This window comes from Bacillus sp. 1A (assembly GCF_052682215.1).
Genome location: NZ_JBQYLZ010000001.1, coordinates 5,853,064 through 5,874,727 on the forward strand (window position 1 = coordinate 5,853,064; position 21,664 = coordinate 5,874,727).

Below are 21,664 nucleotides of genomic sequence, written 5' to 3' on the forward strand. Positions count from 1 at the left end.
AAGTTTTTAGTTAGATTACGCTAATAGAAGAAAATATATACAAAAAAGAGCTATCTCTTTTCAAAGATAGCTCTAGCACACGGATTACTTTTCTACTATTATATTGTCTGTCTTTATAGACACATTTCTCGTGAACCCGCTAACAATAAACATTACAATCATATTCATTAACAATGCGACTATACCTACATTTAAATCTTTTATATATTGAGGGAAAGCTGGAAACATCGTAGCTATAGTTGAACCAGATAAAGTAATATATGCGACCACTAACAACCCAATCCCCATCCCTGCAATTGCCCCTTGCTTCGTAATAACTTGACGTGGAAACAAACTACATACAAGTGCAGGGAAAAGTTGTGTCACTATACTATATCCCATTAAAAGAAGTGCCCCTATTGTTTCTCCACCTTTAAAAGTGAACAAAACAGCTACAAGCGTTACTACAGGCACAAATAATTTTGCCACTTTAGCAACTTGTCTATCTGAAGCAGATGGGACCATTGTTCGGTAAATGTTTTTTGCTAATAAAGTAGACGCCGCCATAACAAGCATGGAACCCGGAACTAATGCTGTTAATACTCCTGCACTACCAATAATCCCAATAAACCATGGATCAAATGTTTGAAGAGCGAGACGGAATAACGAAAGGTCTACATCCCCTCCCTTTAACCCTGGAACTTGCAGTATAGCAGCAAAACCTGCAAAGAATACGAAAAGCAATACTAAAGAATAAAGGGGCATGAGCGCCGCGTTTTTCCTAAATACTTTTTCATTTTTTGCAGAGAAAGCAGAAGCAAATGTATGGGGCCACATATAGAAACCGAGAGCTGTTAATACAATAGTAGAAACAAACCAAGAAATGCTCATCCCTTCATCAGGTAAAGATAAAAATCCTGGTTTCGCTGCTTCTACCGCTTCAAACATCGGCTGAAATCCCCCGTAATAATGGTACGGTAAATATATACCTAAAAACATAACGATAAACAGTATCATAATATCCTTCAAAGCTGCTGTCCAAGCAGAGCCGTGTATACCTGAAACCATTACATATATCGTTATAACAATTGCACCAATCCACACTGCAATAACCGGTGATACCCTTCCGTAAGATGCTTCCGAAACGATAATTCCTAGTCCTTTTAACTGTAAAACAAGGTATGGAATAATCGAAATAACCCCAATGACAGAAACGATAATGCCAAGTGTCTGACTCTTATATTTCTTCACAAAAAAATCTGGCTGCGAAACAAGATTATGCTCTTTCGCATACTTCCAAACTGGCGGCAATAAAAAGTAAGATAAAATATAAGCTAGTGCACCATAACCTAAAATATAGAAAGTAGGTGCTCCTTTACTATACGCCCATCCACTTCCGCCTAAAAATGTGAACGTCGTATAAATTTCACCTGCCATAAGAAGAAAAATAAAAATAGTGCCAAATCCTCTTCCACCAACTGACCATTGCTCTAAATTCATATCTTTTCCATGTTGTGCCCGAATTCCTAAAAATAGTGCGAGAAACAAAAATAAAATAATGATAAGTAAGGCGGTCATTTTACATCCCCCTTATTAGCAGGATCAAATACGTACACAAGCCCCATACAAAGAGACGTAATGAGTACCGATAATAATATCCAAAACAATAAAAATGGCATCCCTAATACGTAAGGAGTAACTGAATTAGCAAATACGGGTCCAATAACTAAACAAAAAACTGGAATAAGCGCTAATACGTGTATTTTCTTCATCTCATTCTCCTTTACTTATAAAATTCATAATGGATGATACAAAGACTTCCACTCCAATCGGTAATGCATCTTCATCAATCGTAAAACGAGGATGATGATGAGGATATATAATTCCTTTCTCGTTATTTCCCGCTCCGATAAAAAAGAATGTACCTGGCGCCTTTTGTAAAAATGCTGAAAAATCTTCTCCAGCCATCGTCGGCTGTAAACGAGTAACTTGCTCTCTTCCATAAAGCTGTAATGCTGTTTGCTCAATAATCTCTGTAACTTCATAATCATTTACTACTGGTCGATATCCATATTCATAAGAAAATGTATATTTCGCCCCGTAAGATTCCGTCACATGCTTCACAATCCGTTCAATCCTTTTCTCTGTTTCTTCTCGCAACTCATGTCTTAAACTCCGCACTGTCCCTTCAATCTCCGCTTGTTCTGGAATCACATTATGGGTTGTCCCAGCATGAAATTGCGTAACAGATACTACAAGGGAATCTAACGGATTCGTGAGGCGAGATACAATGTGCTGAAGTTGCGAAACGACTTGTGTACCGATTGCAATACTATCAACCGTTTCATGAGGGATTCCAGCATGTCCACCTTTTCCTTCTATCGTAATTTTAAAAACATCTGGGGCAGCCATTGCAGGACCATAAATTACACCTATTTTACCAACCTCTAACGATGCCCAAAGGTGAGCACCAATAATATAATCCACACATTCCATTGCACCCGCTGCAACCATTTCCTCTGCACCGCCAGGAAAGTTTTCTTCTGCATGTTGGAAGAGAAAACGAATCTCTCCTTTAATCTTCTCTCTTTTTTCTACTAACTTATGTACGACCCCAAGTAATATCGCTATATGTCCATCATGGCCACATGCATGCATCACACCTGAATGTGTAGAAATAAAATCAAACTCATTTTCTTCATGAATAGGAAGAGCGTCCATGTCAGCACGAACCGCGATGGTTTTACCAGGTTGCTTACCAATTAACCTTGCCATTACACTATATTTAGTAGGTCTTGACACTTCTAAATATGGGATTTTTCGAAGTATATCGAATACAAACTGTGATGTTTTTTCTTCTTGAAAAGATAACTCTGGATACTTATGAAAATGCCTTCTCCACTCAATTAATTGATTTTTCGATAAAACCAGTTCCTTTGCAACATCCATTTCTCTTCGCCCCTTCTTCACCAAGTTAAATGTTATTATAACGTGAATTGTTAACTTTTAAAAGAATCTTCCGAATTTTCCGTTATAATAACTTAAAAATAAAAAGCCATCAAAAAGATGACTTTTTCAGTATTATAAAATAGTAATCGCTTGTTTCCCCATTTGCTCCCAAGCTTTCTCAAACTCTGCTCGCGGAACAGCAAAACGCGGATTATTTTTAAGTGGATCATTTACATATACAAAGTTTTGATCATACCCAACTATTACTACACTATGTTCATAATATGTAATTTTCACTTCGCCAGAGCTTGTATTCCATGTTTCAAAACTACTCTCGGCTAGTGGCTTAAACGTTGTATTAATAATGACCCATACTGGCGAACCGGAACTAACTATTTTATACATATCTTGCACGTCTCTACCTGTTAAATTAACTACTTTTTCAGGAGCATATTTTTCTGCTAAATTAAAAATGGGTTGATTATATACACCATACCCTGGCTCTGCCTTCGTATAAATATTTCCAACGAACCCCTCATAAGGATTTCCACGTAAACCATTTTGTTCAAATGGAACACGATGAATTTCGCTAGCAAGTTGCATCTTATCTACTTGTATACCTTTGTATTGTAGCAACATAGCCAAACTTGTAACTTCACATCCACGAGGTAATTCTGGTAACTGCTTTATAAACGGAACATTTTCAATCATAGTCGCTTCTTTCATTTCAGATAGAAACTCTAAACGGAACACTTGCGCCTTTTGTATAATTTTATCTTTCCCTATAAAAAACGCAGCAGCACATATAATTCCAAAAACAAAAAGATATTTTAACTTTTTCATTTTAAACAAAACTCCATTAATTATTATTTTACAGACATACCTCTTATCATTGTACCTTTCTTCTTACTAGTTTGCTAGAAAGATTCTGTGAATTATTGTTCACACTTTTATCGTTATAAATTTCTAATTATTTTAATAAAAAGAAAAAACAACATACTTTTCTGAATCATTTTGCTGAAACCAAAATGATTCACATAATTAATATATCATCCCATTAACAAAAAGCACACTTAGAGCATTTAGTCATAGTTCGTATTTTTACATACTCCATTCATTTCATAATAAATAAGCCAAGTATGTGTCACATCCCCCACTAATGTTTAAAAACTCGGAATAAAAATCAGTTCATACATACAAGAAAATAACGGGGGAGGGACATATGAATCAACAAGTAGAACAAAATGATTTAAATTATCGCTACCATTTTATCCAATCGTAGCATTCTCACTCAATTTCATTACATTTGTTAGTTTAGCTTTCATTCCAGATCAGAGAATTGCTCTTTATTGTGGTATTCCATTTATGATTTTTTGTTACATTTTATACCAATTGAAATATAAAAAAGTTGTCACATTTGAACAACAAATAAATCTAAAAAAAGAAGTAAACTAAATATACAAAATATTCAGCTATCTTTCTTATCATAAGATAGCTTTTTTCTATTTCTTGGATATCTTGGTATAACTTTATTTATCTTAAAATTTCCACAATCACGTTTTTCACTGGAAAATAGTTTACAATGTTATCAAGTTACAAATGATATTCACCTTAAAAAGTGTGCATTTGTGTCTATTTTTTAACAATATCACAAAAACTATTGCCATCTATAAATTAATAGGTTTATATTGTTTTATTGGCATAGTTTCAATCCAAGGAGAAAGGAGATTTTCAATCGTGCAACTAAAGAAAACGTTTTGGAAGCTGGCTTCGCTTCTTCCGTTATCATTACTTCTGTTCCTCGGCGGCTGTGATAAGAAACTCGCAGTATTAAATCCGCAAGGACCTGTTGCAAAAGCACAGTATGATTTAATTGTTTGGTCATTCTTGCTTATGTCATTAATTATCGCAATTGTATTCATCTTGTTTACAGTCATCTTGATTCGTTATCGTGAAAAACCAGAGAATATGGACTACGAGCCACCTGAACAACACGGTAACACATTATTAGAAATTATTTGGACGCTTGTTCCTGTTATTATCGTTATCGCATTATCGATTCCAACAGTAAAAGCAACGTATGCTTCGGAAGAGGTTCCACAAGAGTCCAAACATATTAAACCAGTTGAGATTTATGTTACATCTGCAAACTGGAAATGGTTATTCAGTTACCCAGAGGAAAAAATTGAAACCGTTAACTATTTAAACATCCCAGCTGGTGTACCAATTCAATTCAAACTGACTTCTGTCGGTCCAATGAATGCTTTCTGGGTACCAGAACTTGGTGGTATGAAGTACACTATGGATGGCATGATTATGGATCTTTATTTACAAGCTGATAAGCCTGGTTCTTACCTAGGCCGTAGTGCGAACTTCTCTGGTGAAGGATTCACACATATGGAGTTCGAAGTTGAAGCAAAAACTAAAGAGAAATATGACAAGTGGGTTAAAGAAGTACAACAAACTGCTCCTAAACTAACAGAAGATAAGTACAACGAAATTGTTAAACCTGGTGTAGTTGGTCGTATGACATTCTCTAGTCACCACTTAAGTTATGTAGATCCAAAATCACTTGAATATTGTGATTACAACTACTACAAAAACAAAAAATAATAGCTATTATTCCAACAGATTGGAGTGAACACAGTGAAGCTTGATGAATTCTTTGTCACAGGTGACCCGATTATTTACGGTGCAGACGCTTCTATCGTTCTTGTGACATTAGCAATCATTTTCGTACTAACAAAGTATAAAAAATGGAAATGGCTTTGGGACGAATGGTTAACAACTGTTGACCATAAAAAGATTGGGGCCATGTATATTATTTCTGCGGTTATCATGTTATTCCGTGGTGGTATGGACGGTTTAATGATCCGTGCACAGTTAACATTCCCAGAAACAACTTATTTAAATGCTGAACACTATAACGGAATCTTCACAACACACGGTACAGTTATGATTCTTTTCATGGCGATGCCATTCGTTATGGGATTAATGAACCTTGTAGTACCATTACAAATTGGTGCTCGTGACGTTGCATATCCGTTCTTAAATGCTTTAAGTTTCTGGTTATTCTTTGTCGGAGCAATGTTATTCAACATCGCTTTCGTAATCGGTGGTTCTCCAGACGCTGGGTGGACTTCTTACTTCCCAATGGCAGGTACAGAGTTTACTTCTGGTGTAGGAAATAACTACTACGCAATTGCATTACAGATTTCAGGTCTCGGTACGCTAATGACCGGTATTAACTTCCTTGTTACTATCTTAAAAATGCGTACACCTGGTATGACTTTAATGAGAATGCCAATGTTTACTTGGTCAATCTTAATTACAACAGTTATCATTATTTTCGCTTTCCCAGTATTAACAGTTGCTCTTGCATTAATGACATTTGACCGTCTATTCGATGCTCACTTCTTTACGATGGCGAGCGGCGGTATGCCAATGTTATGGGCCAACCTATTCTGGGTATGGGGTCACCCTGAAGTATATATCGTTATTTTACCGGCATTCGGTATTTTCTCTGAAATCATTAGTACATTCTCACGTAAACGTCTATTCGGTTACAGTGCGATGGTATACTCAATGGTTGCAATTTCTTTACTAAGTTTCGTCGTATGGCTTCATCACTTCTTCACGATGGGTGCAGGTCCAGCGGTTAACTCATTCTTCTCGATTTCGACAATGGCGATTTCGATTCCAACCGGGGTTAAGATCTTTAACTGGTTGTTTACACTGTATAAAGGACGTATTCGTTTTACAGTTCCAATGCTTTGGTCATTGGCATTTATTCCAAACTTCGTAGTCGGTGGGGTTACAGGGGTTATGCTTGGTATGGCAGCAGCTGATTATCAGTACCATAACAGCTACTTCCTAATTGCTCACTTCCACTACGTATTAATCGCAGGTACAGTATTCGCTATGCTTGCTGGATTCACATTCTGGTATCCAAAAATGACTGGTCATATGTTAAACGAACGCCTAGGTAAATGGACATTCTGGATCTTTATGAGCGGATTCAATATCTGTTTCTTCCCAATGTACTTCTTAGGTTTAGACGGTATGACTCGTCGTATGTACACTTACTCTGAAAGTCTTGGATGGGGATGGCTAAACCAAATCGCATCTGTTGGTGCGGTAATGATGGGTATTGGTTTCCTAATTCTTTGTTACAACGTAATTTGGAGTGCTCGTCACGGTGAACGTGACACAACTGGAGATCCATGGGATGGCCGTACACTTGAATGGGCAACTCAATCTCCTGTACAACATTACAACTTCGCGAAACTTCCTGAAATCAAAGAAGCTGATGCTTTCTGGTACATGAAAAAACGCGGAGAAACAGTTACACCAGCAGCAGAAGATATCAAACCAATTCACATGCCAAGTAACTCTGGTGTGCCTATTATTGCGTCTTTATTCTTCGGTCTTGCAGGTTTCGCATTAGTATTTAGCTGGTTCTGGCTTGCAGCAATCGGCGGCGTTGGTATTTTAGCTTGCTTAATCTATCGTTCATTCGATTATGATGATGGCTACTACGTAAGCGTTGATGAAATTAAAGAAACAGAACATATAGCATGAGAGGTGAAATGATATGGCGGCTTTAGATAAAAGCTTACCTTTGGAATATCAATCCGAGCAAAGCAGATTGAATATCCTAGGATTTTGGATTTTTCTTGGGGCTGAAATTATGCTGTTCGCAACACTTTTCGCCTCTTATCTAGTACTTGCTGGTCGTACGGCAGATGGCCCAACCCCAGCGCAACTGTTTGAACTTAAAACGCTTTTAATTCAAACATTACTACTTTTAACAAGTAGTTTCACATGTGGTATCGTAATTCACGAAATGCGTAAGCACAACCAAAAAGCAATGCTTGGATGGTTCATCCTTACATTACTTTTAGGTGCAGGTTTCCTATTCTTTGAAATCGAAGAGTTCATTATGTACATCGGTGAAGGCGCAACAATTCAAACAAGTGCTTTCCTATCTGCATTCTTCGTTCTTCTTGGAACGCATGGTGCCCACGTAACAGGTGGTATCATTTGGGCAACTTGTGTTATTATCCAAATTTTAAAACGAGGTTTAACACCAGTTACAGCTCGTAAAGTATTCATTATCAGCTTATACTGGCATTTCCTTGATCTTGTTTGGGTCTTTATTTACACACTAGTTTACTTGAACGGGATGGTGGCGTAAATGGATCAAAATAACAACCAAGCAAACGGGCATGCGCATAGCGGATTCCCTTGGTCACACGTTTTCGGATTTATTTTATCGCTTGCACTAACGTTTCTAGCGTTATACGTGGCACTTTACACAACATTGCCACTTTCAACAGTCTTAACAACTATTATCATAATGGCTGTTGCGCAAGCTTTATTACAATTAATTATGTTCATGCATTTAAAAGAAGGAGAAGGAAGAGTTCAAATTCTTACAATGATATACAGTTTCTTCGTTGCAACTGCAACAGTTGGTTTAACTGTATGGATCTTCTTCTCAATGTAATGTACATGAAAAAGACTGCTGAGATTCCTCAGCAGTCTTTTTTTATCCCTCATTAATGAGCAATAACCCCACTGATTAAAGTTTCACTTTATCCCCTCCCCTATCACATCCACATTACGGAATTAACAACAGAATCACGAAAAATATACTTATTATGACAAATGTTAAGAAAACTCTTTCTTTATGAAATCGAATCCATATGCGTTGCTTTTCTACCTATTATATGGCTAAATAGGTACTATATTTATTTGAAGGGAGAGAACGCAATGGAACATCATACTTCTGTTCTATCACTTATGGTTGTCGTTGCAATCGCGTTTTTCGTTCCCCTTTTGTTACAACGCTTTAAATTAAAAGCACTTCCTGTCGTTGTTGCAGAAATCATCGCAGGAATCTTTGTAGGTAAAAGTGGGTTTAATATTATTGAGCCAGATATGTGGCTTCAAGTCTTATCGACACTAGGATTTATCTTCTTAATGTTCTTAAGCGGTTTAGAAATTGATTTTTCTATCTTTAAACAAAAAGGGAAAAAGAATACGACAAACGAACCAAACACATTCCAGGCAGCAAGCATTATCTTTTTATTTATTTTCATCTTATCTTATGCCCTATCATTACTATTCGTATGGCTAGGATTCGTAGATAATGCAATGTTTATGACTTTAATTATTTCCACTATTTCTTTAGGTGTTGTTGTACCAACATTAAAAGAAAATAACTTAGGAAAAACGGCAATCGGCCAAATCATTTTATTAGTCGCTGTTATTGCAGATTTAGTTACAATGATTTTACTCGCTGTATTTGTCGGATTAAATTCCGAAAGCGGTCAAAGCATGTGGCTCCTTCTTCTTCTATTCGGCGCTGGTATTGTTATTTACTTCGTTGCAAAACGCTTTAAAAACATTCCATACTTAGATAGCTTAAAAGCTGGTAGTGTACAAATTGATACACGAGCTGTTTTTGCACTCATCTTAATATTAGTTGGGTTATCTGAATCTGTTGGAGCTGAAAATATTTTAGGTGCCTTCTTAGCAGGGGTACTCGTATCGTTATTATCACCAAATGAAGATATGGTTGAAAAACTGGATTCCATCGGATATGGTTTCTTCATTCCTATTTTCTTCGTGATGGTTGGTGTAAACTTAGAGGTTTGGTCTATTTTCAAAGAACCTTCTAGTATGCTAATGATTCCAATTTTAATTGTGGGACTCTTTATATCAAAACTGCTACCATCACTCGTTTTACGAAAATGGTACCCACGTAATATCGTACTGGGAAGTGCCATCTTATTAACATCGACACTTTCTTTAGTTATTGCAGCCGCACAAATTGGTGAAAAACTAGGGATCATCAGTCCAAGCTTATCTGCTTCCCTTATTTTAAGCGCAGTTATTACTTGTATTTTTGCACCTATATTATTTAAAAAAATGTTCCCAAAAGTAGAAACACCAAAACCAAAAGTTTCTATTATTGGCGCAAGCAGAATTACCCTTCCGTTATCACTTGATTTAAAACGAGAAGATTATGACGTAACACTATATATGATGCGTCAAAATAAAATAAATGATGAGGAAGCAAAATCACATGACTTCCCTATCGTGAAATTAGATGACATCACAATCGCATCATTAACTGAACAAACAGCATTTCATGCAGATCGTGTTGTTGTTGCAACAAGTGATGATGAACAAAACTTATTATTAGCAGAACACGCAAAAGAACTAGGTGTTGAACATGTTATCGCAAGTGTAGAAGATCCGCTTCTACAAGAAAAGGCAACGCAAGAACATATCGCCGTATTCTCAACAATCAACTCTACACGTATTCTATTACGTGCACTTATTGATAAACCAAGTCTCGTTCGCTTAATTACAACAGCAAACGAAACAGTCCGTGAAGTCGAACTACGTAGCAATACATATAACGGTGTTGCACTACGTCGTCTTCCGTTTTTAGGCGATGTACTCGTCATTCAAATTTACCGCGGTAATAACGCATTAATCCCGCATGGTGATACGAGACTACAACATGGTGATACATTGCTTGTCACAGGTTCAAAAGAGCATATCGATACATTAAAAAGCATATTAGAATAAAAAATGCCCCCTCACATAATTGAGGGGGCATTTTTTTCCATTCCATATGGTAAAATGTTACTATCACATATTATGAGGATGGATCACATTATGTCTATTGTAACTTTAGCTCTTTTATTATTGGCGGAAATACTCGTTGCCATTATTCTCATCGGTGTTAGCATTGAAATTTGTAGTTACGGATGGAAAAAATCGAATGGAATAAAATACTCTTGCCTCTTACTTTCACTCCTTCTCGGAACTGCTAGCATACTCGGACTTTTCGCCGCACCTGCCTATTTCTTTATACAACTAACAGAAAACGCCTTATAAGAAAGGATGTTAATATGATTACCGTGAAAAATATTGAGGGATCTGAAACTTACGTATTACGTCAAAAAATTTTACGCCCGAATCAAACATTAGCAGATTGTAAATACTCTTCCGACTATGAAACAGACACCTTTCACTTAGGCGCATTTATAAATGATGAACTAATTAGTATCGCTTCCTTCTCAAAAGAGATATACCCTGACTTACTAGCAGGTGTTCATTATCGTCTACGAGGAATGGCCACATTACCTGAATTTCGAAACAAACGTGCTGGAAGCTCCTTAATTCAGAAGGCGAAGCAAGTCTTGCAAGAACGTAAAGCAAATATATTATGGTGTAATGGCCGAATTACTGTAGCTGACTATTACAAGCGCTTAGGCTTTCAGGAACATGGTGAAATCTTTGAAATTGAACCGATTGGCCTTCATAAAGTACTGTATAAAAGAATATAAGAAAAGCTTTCCGCAATATGGGAAAGCTTTTCTTATATTTCAATCTTCATTTTTTATTTTTTTCATATATATGTATATAAACAAACTAGGAACTAAAAAACAAGCAAACATAATAAGTCCTGTTATGCTAATTTCTTTTATCGAAATATCCGGTGTTACAACGATACAAATAGCTAAAATCCCAATAACAATACCTACCGGAATGAATAATAATTTCATGAAATAGCTGCGTGATACTCCACCTGTATGCTCATACACTTCCACCGAATTTTTTAAGTTTAAAAAATTAATAACTATTATCCCGCCCATAAATACCATTAATAAATCAGAAACACTTTCATATTCTGCACCTTGCAAAACGTAGCGATAAAAAACAATACCTAGTATGACGATATTTTGTAAGATGAAAACGAGTCTAATATGTTTTAGCCCCTCAATCATTAAACGTTCATCTTTCACAATCCTCATCCTCTCACTCCTCTTCCTCCCAAAATAAATCATTCAATGTTTTGTCTACCGCATAACAAATTTTCAAACATAAATCTAAAGATGGGTTGTATTTCCCTTTCTCAATTAAACTAATCGTTTGCCTTGTAACGCCTACTTTTTCTGCTAATTGTTGCTGTGTTAAATCTAACTGAACACGCGCGACTTTTATTTTACTTACAGCCATTCATGTTCCTGCTACTAAAAATATAGACAAATGTATATTCTTAGAGTATTCCTGCTTCTACGTGCCCTGCCTCGCTAATCACTTGCTACTACAGTTTGCTGTGACACTTCACAGGCGTAAATTCCGATGTAGCCCACCGTACATATATACAATCTATTTACGTTAGTATTGTATATTTTTTTGCTTGTAAAAGGTTGATTGACGCATTTAAATCTCTATCTATTACATTGCCACATTCACATGTATATACTCGGTCAGACAGCTTTAAATCCGACTTTTTTTGACCGCAACATGAACACATTTTAGAAGATGGATAGAATCTGTCCACTTGCCGTAGTTCAATTCCATATTCCCTACATTTCGTTAATAACCATGTTTTAAAAGCATAAAAACATTGTTGCGCTACAGCTTTAGATAGATGTTTGTTCTTCATCATACCTTTCACATTCAAATCTTCTACTACAATAAACGTTGGCTTGGTTTTCACCACATCATTTACAATAGACTTTACATACGCTAATCGAATATTTGCTAGCCTAGCATGTAGTTGTTGCACCCTAAGAATATTTTTGTTTATATTCGCTCTTTTATTAGTAACAGGTTGTTCACCTCTCTTTCTTATATTTTCAAATTTGCGTGATAAAGAGCGTTGTTCACGTTTTAACCGTTTTTCTATCTTTTTTACTTGTACTGTTTTATTTATATTTTTGTGAGTTTTTCCATCGCTACGTACAGCGAAGTCTTTAATTCCCAAATCAATTCCTAGACCTACTGTATTGAGAGTTGCATTTGGTTTTACCTCTTTCACTTCACAGAGTATAGACACATAGTATCTTCCTGCTCTTTGATATACTGTACCACTTTTTACAGTTGTATTTTTTGAAATATATCCATACTCTTTTAACCTTATCCAACCAATTGTAGGGACTTTTACTCTATGTCTTTCTACTGTCCAATCTGTTTTGTTGTTTTTCGGAAAGTAGCACTTCACATCTTGCTTCTTCTTTTTTTTATATCGTGGAAACTTAGATAAACCTTTAAAAAACCGCTTAAAAGCTTTATCTCCATTCATAATCGCTTGTTTTACCGCTTTGCTCGACACTTCTTTAATCCACTGGTCACACTCTTTTGTATGAATGTTGTTTAACCATTTGGAAAAGTCATAACCACTAAGAAATTTCCCCTCCGACTCATATACCTCTTTATTTTTAGAGATATACAGGTTATATACATATCGACACACCCCAATAGTTTGACGGATTTTACTAATTTGTTCAGTTGTCGGTTTGATTTCTATTAAATATGCTCTTTTCATAAGTCTTCATCCTCCGACATTTTCTTTTTGTATTTTCTCAACCCATATATTCTACAGCTAAATACATGAATGATAGATATTAAATCCTGAACAAGTTCTTCTTGAATACCCATATATTTCTTATACTGTTCTTCTGTATAATATCTTCTTCCTTTTGGGTTTCGGTAAGCAGGTAAAACACCTTGATTGTCCCACCTTTGCAATGTCTTAACAGAGACATTAAGCATTTCTGAAAATTCTTTCGGTTTATATTGTTTCATAATTACTTTTCACTATATATGCCTACTTTTGTCTATGTTTTTGTTTACTGTTTCTTTCTCCTCCACCCTTATTATAATATATATTCCAATAAGCAATTTATATTTTACGTTGCTAATTTAAGTTTCACTTTATTATACACAAAAAAGGAGCCCCTCATAAGAAGCCCCCTCTCCTATATTATAAGAATAAATGACATCCAAATAAAATTGTAAATAAGTATAGTAACGGATGTACTTCCATCCCTTTCCCTTTCACAATCTTTAAGACTGGATACACTAAAAATCCAATTGCAATTCCATTCGCAATGCTAGACGTTAACGGAATACCAATAAAAATTAAAAATGCTGGTAATGCATCTTCAAATTCATTCCAATTAATATCACGAAGACTTTGCGCCATTAAGCTACCTACAATAATTAATGAAGGAGCTGTAATAGCGGCTACACTTGATAAAGAAGCAATCACAGGGCTGAAGAATGCCGTTATAATCGTTAGACCGACAACTACAATACCTGTTAATCCTGTTTTACCACCTGCAGCAATACCAGCTGACGATTCAATCGTCGCTGCTGTTGGGCTTGTTCCAAAGATAGAACCTGTAGTCCCACCAATTGCATCTGCAATAAACGCTTTACCAAAACGTTTCTCTGTATTATCTGTAATTAAACCCGCTTGTTTAATTAAACCGAGTAATGCACCTGTTGTATCAAATAACAGTACAAGTAAAAATGAAAATACAACACCATATAATCCGTATTCAATTACATCTGAAAAAGCATTGATTGGGTTTGAAACGATAATTCCCTCTGGTAAATGAGGCATCGCAACAATTTTATCCGTAAACTTCAATTGCCCTGTAAAGAAGGCGATAACTCCTGTCACAATCATACTAATAAATAATGCACCGCTCACACGTAATGCCATTAATACCGCCGCTAATATTAAACCAATTAAAGTTAAAATAACGGCTGGAGAATGAAAATCACCAATCGTAACTAAATTAGATGGATGATCAACGATAATTCCAGAAAGGCGTAATCCAATAAAAGCAATAAATAGTCCAATTCCACCTGCAATTGCATGTTTTAAACTATCAGGAATTGCGACAATTAGCTTTTGCCTAAATGAAGTGAAAGATAATAAAAGAAAAATGATACCTGTTACAAATACTGCTGAAAACGCAATGACATATGTAATCCCCTCTGCCTGTTGAACAACAGAATAAGCAAAATACGCATTCATTCCCATAGCTGGAGCAATAACAATTGGATAGTTAGCTAAAAACGCCATACATAGCGTCCCTATAACAGTCGCAATAATAGTTGCCGTAAAAGCTTGATCAAATGGTACACCTGCATCAGATAATATTTTCGGATTGATGACAAGAATATACGCAAATGTAAAAAAAGTTGTGATGCCAGCTAAAAGCTCTTGCTTCACAGAAGTGTTATATTTTTGTAATTGAAACATGGTTATGTACCCTTCCTACATCTGAATTATTATCACATATTCTTTTCTTACTAGTATGTGAGAAAATATAATACTTAATCTTAACAATCAATAAAAAGAAGAGTCAATATATTCACTAATAGTTCGAATTTTAAGTTTAAGTCTGACAAGTACAGATGTAGTACAGTTAATCATGTTTATTTTTGTAGCATAACAGATAGAAATGTTTTATAATTTGAAATAGTTAAATATTTAGTAAACGCATTCAAATATCGTTCACTCTACAAGGAGGATTCTTCTTATGCAGCACACAAACAAATCTGAAACTTTAAATCGAGGTTTAAAAGAACGACATATTACTTTAATGTCACTCGGTTCAGCTATTGGCGTTGGACTATTTTTAGGATCCGCTTCTGCTATTAAACTAGCCGGTCCTTCCATCTTACTAGGTTATATGATCGCTGGACTCGTTATTTTTTTCATTATGCGAGCGCTCGGAGAAATGGCAATTGAACAACCGGTTGCCGGTTCTTTTAGTAAATACGCTAATGATTATATCGGCCCACTTGCTGGCTATATTACTGGTTGGAACTACTGGTTCTTATGGGTTGTTACTTGTATGGCCGAAATTACGGCGGCTGGCATTTACATGCAGTACTGGTTCCCAGATATCCCGCGCTGGACTTGGGCACTACTCGCTCTATTATTAATGAGCGCTTTCAACTTCTTATCAGTAAAAGTATTTGGAGAACTTGAGTTTTGGTTTGCTCTCATCAAAATTGTCACAATTATCTGTATGATAGTAGTTGGAGCTGGCATTATTTTATTCGGATTCGGAAATGGTGGTATCGCTACTGGTATTTCAAATCTTTGGTCACATGGTGGCTGGTTCCCAAATGGATTTTCCGGATTACTACTCTCCTTACAAATGGTATTATTCGCTTATTTAGGCGTTGAACTAATTGGTGTTACAGCTGGTGAAGCTCAAAACCCGAAGAAAACACTCGCAAAAGCTATCGATAACGTATTTTGGAGAATCCTAATCTTTTACGTCGGGGCATTATTCGTTATGATGGCAATTTATCCATGGAATGAACTTGGCGAGAAAGGAAGTCCATTCGTATTAACATTCCAACAAATCGGCATTGCAAAAGCAGCAGGTATTATTAACTTTGTCGTATTAACAGCTGCACTTTCTTCTTGTAACGGTGGTTTATTTAGTACAGGGCGTATGCTATTTACATTGGCACAACAAAAGAAAGCTCCTGAAAGATTCGGTCGTTTAAATAAAAACGGTATTCCGAGTCAAGGAATTGTAGCAACAGCTATCGTTTTACTCGTTGGTGTTATATTAAACTATCTTGTGCCCGCAAAAGTGTTTACATGGCTGACTAGTATTTCAACTTTCGGGGCAATTTGGACTTGGGGGATCATTTTAATCGCTCAAATTAAATTCCGTAAAGGTTTGCAAACTGATAAAAAGGACAAGCTAACATATAAAATGCCTTTACATCCATTCAGTTCATATTTCTCACTCGCTTTCCTTGCACTCGTATTAGGTATTATGGCGTATTCAGAAGATACAAGAATTGCATTGATTGTTGGTCCTATTTGGCTTATTGGCTTAGCTATCGTGTATTATATGAAAGGATTTCATAAGATTGATGAAACACCTAATTCAAAGATTAGTTAAACAAGCTATCCCTTCCTTATTAATTGGAAGGGATTTTTTATTGTCTATATAAATATTTCTCAACAAAATTCACGGTATTTTTACAATTTTTTAATATTTTTTACGTTTTCCGTCTTTATTTTTTCAGAAAAATAAATTACATTATTAAAGCACATATATTTATTATTAGGGGGATTCTTCTATGAAGAATAAAAAATGGATTACATTTTCTTTAGCAACAGCAATTACACTTAGTATGGGGAGTTCGTTCATACCGTCTACTTATGCCGAAAGCTCTGTAGACCCAGCTCCAGAAATTGCTGCAAAGGTTGTAAATCAAAACAATGGGAAGAAAGTATTATTTGATAATACGCACGGTCAAACTGCAGGGACAGCTGACTGGGTTATTGATGGCGGCTTTTCTGATTTCGGAAACGGCATTGCCCAAAATGGATATCATGTAAAAGAACTTCGTAAATCAACACCTATTACATACGACGACTTAAAAAATTACAACGTGTTTATCGTTCCAGAGGCAAATATTCCTTACAAAAAATCTGAACAAGATGCAATGTTACAATATGTAAAAAATGGCGGCAGTATCTTCTTCATTGCCGATCATTATAATGCAGATCGTAATAAAAATCGCTGGGACTCTTCTGAAGTATTTAATGGATATAGACGCGGTGCTTGGGAAAATCCCGCAAAAGGAATGTCTAACGAAGAAGCAAACTCACAAGCTATGCAAGGAGTAGAAAGTTCCGATTGGCTATCTAATAATTTCGGTATTCGCTTCCGTTACAATGCACTTGGTGATGTTTCAGCTAAAAACATTGTTTCGCCTGAACAATCATTCGGAATTACAAAAGGTGTTTCATCGGTAGCAATGCATGCTGGTTCTACTCTAGCAATTACAAATCCAAAACTAGCAAAAGGACTTGTTTATCTTCCAGAAAATCCGTCAAAATGGAATAACGCTGTTGATAGTGGTGTTTATAACGGCGGTGGCGTTGCAGAGGGTCCATATGCTGCAATCGCAAAAGTAGGACTTGGAAAAGCTGCCTTTATCGGTGATTCTTCTCCAGTTGAAGATGCATCGCCAAAATACGTTCGTGAAGATTCTGGCCAAACAAAGAAAACTTACGATGGATATAAAGAAGAAAACGATGCTATCTTACTAGAAAATATCGTAAATTGGCTATCGAATAAAGAAACATTTACAAGCTTAGATCAAGTAAACGGTTTACAACTTGATTCACCTACTGCTTTACAAACATTTGAACAACCAAGCTTATCAACAGAGCCACAACCAGAACCTTGGAGTGCACCAAACGCGGGTTACCAATGGTTTAATACAAATACATTTAAATCTGGTTCATACGGATATAACGGCGCCGTAACAGCAAATGATTATGTGATTACACGCCCTAGCATTCTACCAAACAATGAAGTGTTCCAAATAAAGATTCAAGTAAACAACTTATTACCTAATACAACTTATAATAACTATTCTTTAGGTATCTTCTCGACTGGTGGAACACAAGTAGCAAAAGTCCAAAATACAAACGGCACTTGGCCATCTACTTTCGGATATAGTAGCGCCTTCTCATTCACAACAAACAGCTTTGGTTCTGCTGAAAAAATTGTGAACGTACAACTTGATTCAAATACAACTGGACAAGCAACACTTCGTCTACGCCAAAATACAACAGCGAAATATAGTGAGGCTGTAACGATTAATAAGAAATGATGAAAAAGGCAATCCGCATGCGGATTGCCTTCTTCTCACTTCTCTTCTTTCGAGAAAAACATTCTTGAAATAACGATACCTATACTACCTACAATTAAGAATAGCACAGCCCTGATCATCATCGATACTTCTGGTAAGTCCAGAAGGAATAGCTTCCCTATCGTTACGACTAACACGACTAAGCCGGCATACAATATTTCATTCATATTTTTATTCCTTCCAAGCCAAACGGCAAATAATGCATATACCATCCATAATAACGATACAGATACGCTTATTATACTTCCATCTGTAGACAGCACTTCACCGACTCTAGTAATTGCAATAAATACGATAACCATAAACCAATAGAGTGCTATAGAATAAACATATTTTCCAAAGCTCGTTAATACATCTTTCGCTCGTTTCATGCAGTAATAAAATGTACCTATTAAAATAATATGAGCAACAAACCCAGCTGAAACAAAATGATCGAACGGGCTAAAAATAGTCTGTATCATTCCAATCGCGTAAATCGTCGCGCTAACATATAATTTTATTTGTTGTTTTACTTTAATAGCAGTCACCATACCGAGAAAACCTTGTAATAATAATACAATCGCTGCATTCACTAAACTATACTCATATAAAATCGCTAAACTAAATGCACCCATTGCGAAACCAAATAAAAGATTTGTAAATGAAGAATGCCTATTTTTTCTATATTCAAACACGAACATCGTAGCGTGAACGAGTGCACTAATCATTAATCCCCATGTTGTAAATTCAGGTATTTTTGAAATGGCTAATATAAAGAAAACTGCATTCGCACTAAATATCGCCAAGCGTGGCTCTAATATAAAGCTTCTCTCCGTAAACATATGCCAAAATAATAGTAAGTGAATCAAACCATAAACAACCGTTAACTGTATTTGCAAATCCTCTACTAACATTGACATAATAGCAAAGAAAACAAAAAGGACAATAGCAGCAACAGCATAAGAAATCATATATAAATACTGATAACGATTTTTCAACGCATACCATAATAAGCTAAGTGTTAGTATCGTCTCATATCCAAAGAAAATATATGGATTAGGAGTCGTACTATTTAATAAGAATGGCACGAAGAAAGCTCCTACGGCTACGAATATAGTAAGATATTCCGATTGATACCTCTTCGCTACATAAATACCTAAAATGACCCATGCAATATTACATACAAACGCAACACTTGCTGGAATAAACCCATATAAATAATGCGCCGCAAATGTTGTTAAAACTATACCCGTAATACTTCCTCCTGCTAATACTAAACCCAACGCTTGCCGCTCTCGTTTAATTTGAATATCACCTATATAATAAAAACCGATTGATAGGACAATACCAAACACAATTCGTATTGCAGGTGTTAATAACCCAGCATCTACCCCTGCTTTAAATAACCAGATTACTCCAAGTAACATAATGCCGACAAATATGCGTGGTAACCAAGTTTGGCAAAACTTAATAATATTAAATGGTTCTGGTTTAAAAGCAGATATATCCACTTGTTTTACCTCACGTTCTTGTACAGGCTCTTTTATTGTAACTACTTCTTCTTTTTGCTTTTCCTCCATCACCGTTTCAATATATTCTTTCTTTTCTTTACTAACATGTCGCTGAGCATTTTCTACTTCTATTTCTTTTTGTTTTGCTTTCAATTCAAAAAGCGCTTCTTGAATTGTTTCAATTGCCGTTTCGAGCGCTTCTATTTTCTTATTTAAATCCTCCTTCATACGCTCCCCCCTCATCATTCATTCGAAATCTATATATTACCAATTATCTTTATCATACTCTTAGTCTATTCATTTTCAATACCATTTTTCCAAAAAAAGAAAGGTATTTTCCGAAATAGGAAAACACCTTTTTACTCATTTATTCTTATTTAGAACGCTACTCACGATAACGCCTATACAAACACCTATAATAGCTGGAACAATCCATCCAACACCTTCTGTATAAAACGGAATGTATTTCAATATTGGCGTCCACTGATTCATCATCACATTTTTATTGAAAATATCAATTGCACTAAATACTGCTACAATCCCAACAGTTACTGCATATACGTATGCATACTTTCCAATATATTTATGGAATAACCCTAGAATAATGAGTGTTAATGCAACTGGATAAATAAATCCAAGAATCGGTACTGATACTTTTAAAATTTGCGTTAATCCTAAATTAGCTAAAATCATACTAGCAAAACTTAATATAAATGCCCAAACTTTATACGCTACTTTCGGAAATGCACTTGCGAAAAATTGACTACAAGATGTAACAAGCCCGATTGAAACGCATAAACACGCGATCGTAAAAATAAGACCTAATAAAACGACCCCGCCTTGTCCAAATAATGTAGTCATAACTTGCGCTAACACGTTCGCCCCATTATCAAATGTACCTAACGAACCGCTAATTGAACCAACATATCCAAGTATGATGTAAATAATAGATAATAAAAGTCCTGCACCAATTCCAGCAATACTCATATATTTCGCTAAACCTTTATCATCTTCAACACCTTTTGCACGAAGAGCATTTGCAATAACAATCCCAAAAATTAAAGCGGCTAGCGCATCCATTGTTAAATATCCATCTAAAAAGCCTTGGAACATAGGAGCTTGTCCATAGTTTCCAGCAGCCTCTTTCACACTGCCTACTGATGTAAACATACTCTTTATAAAAATAAGGGCAATCATACCTAATAATAACGGTGTTAAAACTTTCCCGAACAACCCCATTAATTTAGACGGTGATAAACTTAACCAGTACACAATACTAAAGAAAATAACCGTGTAACATAATAAAACTACACTTCCCAATTCCGTGAAGAACTGACCTGGTCCCATTTCAAAAGCTAAACTTCCTGCACGTGGTATACCAAGACCTGGTCCAATAAATAAATACACGATACAAGGGAAAATAATGGCGAATGAAGAATGAACCCTACCCGCTAACGTTTGAAAGCTTCCCGCTTTCGCAATAGCGATAACACCCAATATAGGAAGACCTGTTGCTGATATAATAAATCCTATTAATGAAATCCACACATGTTCTCCTGCTTCATACCCAAGGAAAGGTGGGAATATAAGATTCCCTGCTCCAAAGAACATCGAGAATAACATAAGGCTAATCAGTAAAATTTCTTTTTTCTGTAACAATTTCATTTGTTTCTCCTTCTTTAATTTCATCTTTTATGAAATCAATTTCACATATAAAA

General features: G+C 35.8%; 20 protein-coding genes and 1 pseudogene. 10 read left to right on the forward strand and 11 right to left on the reverse strand.

Annotation, left to right across the window (positions count from 1 at the left end; all coding sequences use genetic code 11):
• Positions 1–84 precede the first annotated feature (84 nt).
• The 4 genes from ACUN0F_RS30065 to ACUN0F_RS30080 form a co-directional block, all read right to left on the reverse strand.
• Entirely contained in the window at positions 85–1,557 is a 1,473-nt protein-coding gene (locus ACUN0F_RS30065) for a sodium:solute symporter family protein (RefSeq protein WP_445540680.1), read from the reverse strand.
• Positions 1,554–1,751: a DUF3311 domain-containing protein gene (locus ACUN0F_RS30070; protein WP_000719854.1), complete on the reverse strand. Its 198-nt coding sequence runs from the start codon at positions 1,749–1,751 to the stop codon at positions 1,554–1,556. The genes ACUN0F_RS30065 and ACUN0F_RS30070 overlap by 4 nt, the downstream gene beginning before the upstream one ends.
• 1 nt (position 1,752) lies before the next feature.
• Positions 1,753–2,928, reverse strand: a complete 1,176-nt coding sequence (locus ACUN0F_RS30075; RefSeq protein WP_445540681.1) for an amidohydrolase — start codon at positions 2,926–2,928, stop codon at positions 1,753–1,755.
• 132 nt (positions 2,929–3,060) lie between these two features.
• A complete protein-coding gene (locus ACUN0F_RS30080; protein ID WP_445540682.1) occupies positions 3,061–3,771 on the reverse strand; it encodes a C39 family peptidase in 711 nt (236 codons plus the stop codon).
• Between the two features lie 420 nt (positions 3,772–4,191).
• Between ACUN0F_RS30080 and ACUN0F_RS30085 the strand changes: the two are divergent.
• The 8 genes and pseudogenes from ACUN0F_RS30085 to ACUN0F_RS30120 all read left to right on the forward strand — a co-directional run.
• A pseudogene (locus tag ACUN0F_RS30085) lies at positions 4,192–4,383 on the forward strand (amino acid permease); the annotation flags it as partial.
• A gap of 282 nt (positions 4,384–4,665) precedes the next feature.
• Entirely contained in the window at positions 4,666–5,541 is an 876-nt protein-coding gene (locus ACUN0F_RS30090) for a cytochrome aa3 quinol oxidase subunit II (protein WP_001176183.1), read from the forward strand.
• A 33-nt stretch (positions 5,542–5,574) separates the two neighbouring features.
• Positions 5,575–7,509, forward strand: coding sequence for a cytochrome aa3 quinol oxidase subunit I (qoxB, locus tag ACUN0F_RS30095; protein WP_000762383.1), 1,935 nt, complete (start codon positions 5,575–5,577; stop codon positions 7,507–7,509).
• Positions 7,510–7,522: 13 nt separating this feature from the next.
• Positions 7,523–8,125 (forward strand): cytochrome aa3 quinol oxidase subunit III, encoded by a 603-nt coding sequence (qoxC, locus tag ACUN0F_RS30100; RefSeq protein ID WP_000729314.1) that lies wholly within the window; start codon positions 7,523–7,525, stop codon positions 8,123–8,125.
• Entirely contained in the window at positions 8,126–8,437 is a 312-nt protein-coding gene (gene qoxD, locus ACUN0F_RS30105; protein ID WP_000372612.1) for a cytochrome aa3 quinol oxidase subunit IV, read from the forward strand.
• 266 nt (positions 8,438–8,703) lie between these two features.
• Positions 8,704–10,533 (forward strand): monovalent cation:proton antiporter family protein, encoded by a 1,830-nt coding sequence (locus ACUN0F_RS30110; RefSeq protein ID WP_000399986.1) that lies wholly within the window; start codon positions 8,704–8,706, stop codon positions 10,531–10,533.
• A gap of 54 nt (positions 10,534–10,587) precedes the next feature.
• A complete protein-coding gene (locus tag ACUN0F_RS30115) occupies positions 10,588–10,845 on the forward strand; it encodes a DUF4022 family protein (protein WP_000926994.1) in 258 nt (85 codons plus the stop codon).
• 14 nt (positions 10,846–10,859) lie between these two features.
• A complete protein-coding gene (locus tag ACUN0F_RS30120) occupies positions 10,860–11,297 on the forward strand; it encodes a GNAT family N-acetyltransferase (RefSeq protein ID WP_264462369.1) in 438 nt (145 codons plus the stop codon).
• Positions 11,298–11,336: 39 nt separating this feature from the next.
• Here ACUN0F_RS30120 and ACUN0F_RS30125 read toward each other — a convergent pair whose 3' ends face one another.
• The 5 genes from ACUN0F_RS30125 to ACUN0F_RS30145 form a co-directional block, all read right to left on the reverse strand.
• The gene (locus tag ACUN0F_RS30125) at positions 11,337–11,765 is read right to left on the reverse strand and encodes a hypothetical protein (RefSeq protein ID WP_264462368.1); all 429 of its coding nucleotides are present in this window, start codon (positions 11,763–11,765) and stop codon (positions 11,337–11,339) included.
• A gap of 4 nt (positions 11,766–11,769) precedes the next feature.
• Positions 11,770–11,970: a helix-turn-helix transcriptional regulator gene (locus ACUN0F_RS30130; RefSeq protein WP_000301181.1), complete on the reverse strand. Its 201-nt coding sequence runs from the start codon at positions 11,968–11,970 to the stop codon at positions 11,770–11,772.
• A 157-nt stretch (positions 11,971–12,127) separates the two neighbouring features.
• Entirely contained in the window at positions 12,128–13,285 is a 1,158-nt protein-coding gene (locus ACUN0F_RS30135; RefSeq protein ID WP_063535666.1) for an RNA-guided endonuclease InsQ/TnpB family protein, read from the reverse strand.
• Entirely contained in the window at positions 13,282–13,545 is a 264-nt protein-coding gene (locus ACUN0F_RS30140; RefSeq protein WP_000816201.1) for a MerR family transcriptional regulator, read from the reverse strand. Before ACUN0F_RS30140 ends, ACUN0F_RS30135 begins: the two co-directional genes overlap by 4 nt.
• Before the next feature lie 178 nt (positions 13,546–13,723).
• A complete protein-coding gene (locus ACUN0F_RS30145; RefSeq protein WP_000487200.1) occupies positions 13,724–15,016 on the reverse strand; it encodes an NCS2 family permease in 1,293 nt (430 codons plus the stop codon).
• Positions 15,017–15,296: 280 nt separating this feature from the next.
• On the opposite strand from ACUN0F_RS30145, the gene ACUN0F_RS30150 reads away from it, so the two are divergent.
• Positions 15,297–16,688: an amino acid permease gene (locus tag ACUN0F_RS30150; RefSeq protein WP_445540683.1), complete on the forward strand. Its 1,392-nt coding sequence runs from the start codon at positions 15,297–15,299 to the stop codon at positions 16,686–16,688.
• 181 nt (positions 16,689–16,869) lie between these two features.
• Complete coding sequence (locus ACUN0F_RS30155) at positions 16,870–18,417, forward strand: DNA-binding protein (RefSeq protein ID WP_000791525.1); 1,548 nt, start codon at positions 16,870–16,872, stop codon at positions 18,415–18,417.
• Between the two features lie 35 nt (positions 18,418–18,452).
• Here ACUN0F_RS30155 and ACUN0F_RS30160 read toward each other — a convergent pair whose 3' ends face one another.
• Together ACUN0F_RS30160 and brnQ1 are read right to left on the reverse strand one after the other, a co-directional pair.
• Entirely contained in the window at positions 18,453–20,174 is a 1,722-nt protein-coding gene (locus ACUN0F_RS30160; protein ID WP_445540684.1) for a DUF2339 domain-containing protein, read from the reverse strand.
• Between the two features lie 135 nt (positions 20,175–20,309).
• Entirely contained in the window at positions 20,310–21,611 is a 1,302-nt protein-coding gene (gene brnQ1, locus ACUN0F_RS30165) for a branched-chain amino acid transport system II carrier protein BrnQ1 (protein WP_327974817.1), read from the reverse strand.
• Positions 21,612–21,664 lie beyond the last annotated feature (53 nt).

Bases quoted from the DNA above. Each gene is read 5' to 3' on its own strand.
- ACUN0F_RS30065 (WP_445540680.1), bottom strand. From the start codon at position 1,557: ATGACCGCCTTACTTATCATTATTTTATTTTTGTTTCTCGCACTATTT.
- ACUN0F_RS30070 (WP_000719854.1), bottom strand. From the start codon at position 1,751: ATGAAGAAAATACACGTATTAGCGCTTATTCCAGTTTTTTGTTTAGTT.
- ACUN0F_RS30075 (WP_445540681.1), bottom strand. From the start codon at position 2,928: ATGGATGTTGCAAAGGAACTGGTTTTATCGAAAAATCAATTAATTGAG.
- ACUN0F_RS30080 (WP_445540682.1), bottom strand. From the start codon at position 3,771: ATGAAAAAGTTAAAATATCTTTTTGTTTTTGGAATTATATGTGCTGCT.
- qoxC (WP_000729314.1), top strand. From the start codon at position 7,523: ATGGCGGCTTTAGATAAAAGCTTACCTTTGGAATATCAATCCGAGCAA.
- qoxD (WP_000372612.1), top strand. From the start codon at position 8,126: ATGGATCAAAATAACAACCAAGCAAACGGGCATGCGCATAGCGGATTC.
- ACUN0F_RS30110 (WP_000399986.1), top strand. From the start codon at position 8,704: ATGGAACATCATACTTCTGTTCTATCACTTATGGTTGTCGTTGCAATC.
- ACUN0F_RS30115 (WP_000926994.1), top strand. From the start codon at position 10,588: ATGTTACTATCACATATTATGAGGATGGATCACATTATGTCTATTGTA.
- ACUN0F_RS30120 (WP_264462369.1), top strand. From the start codon at position 10,860: ATGATTACCGTGAAAAATATTGAGGGATCTGAAACTTACGTATTACGT.
- ACUN0F_RS30125 (WP_264462368.1), bottom strand. From the start codon at position 11,765: ATGAGGATTGTGAAAGATGAACGTTTAATGATTGAGGGGCTAAAACAT.
- ACUN0F_RS30130 (WP_000301181.1), bottom strand. From the start codon at position 11,970: ATGGCTGTAAGTAAAATAAAAGTCGCGCGTGTTCAGTTAGATTTAACA.
- ACUN0F_RS30135 (WP_063535666.1), bottom strand. From the start codon at position 13,285: ATGAAAAGAGCATATTTAATAGAAATCAAACCGACAACTGAACAAATT.
- ACUN0F_RS30140 (WP_000816201.1), bottom strand. From the start codon at position 13,545: ATGAAACAATATAAACCGAAAGAATTTTCAGAAATGCTTAATGTCTCT.
- ACUN0F_RS30145 (WP_000487200.1), bottom strand. From the start codon at position 15,016: ATGTTTCAATTACAAAAATATAACACTTCTGTGAAGCAAGAGCTTTTA.
- ACUN0F_RS30150 (WP_445540683.1), top strand. From the start codon at position 15,297: ATGCAGCACACAAACAAATCTGAAACTTTAAATCGAGGTTTAAAAGAA.
- ACUN0F_RS30155 (WP_000791525.1), top strand. From the start codon at position 16,870: ATGAAGAATAAAAAATGGATTACATTTTCTTTAGCAACAGCAATTACA.
- ACUN0F_RS30160 (WP_445540684.1), bottom strand. From the start codon at position 20,174: ATGAAGGAGGATTTAAATAAGAAAATAGAAGCGCTCGAAACGGCAATT.
- brnQ1 (WP_327974817.1), bottom strand. From the start codon at position 21,611: ATGAAATTGTTACAGAAAAAAGAAATTTTACTGATTAGCCTTATGTTA.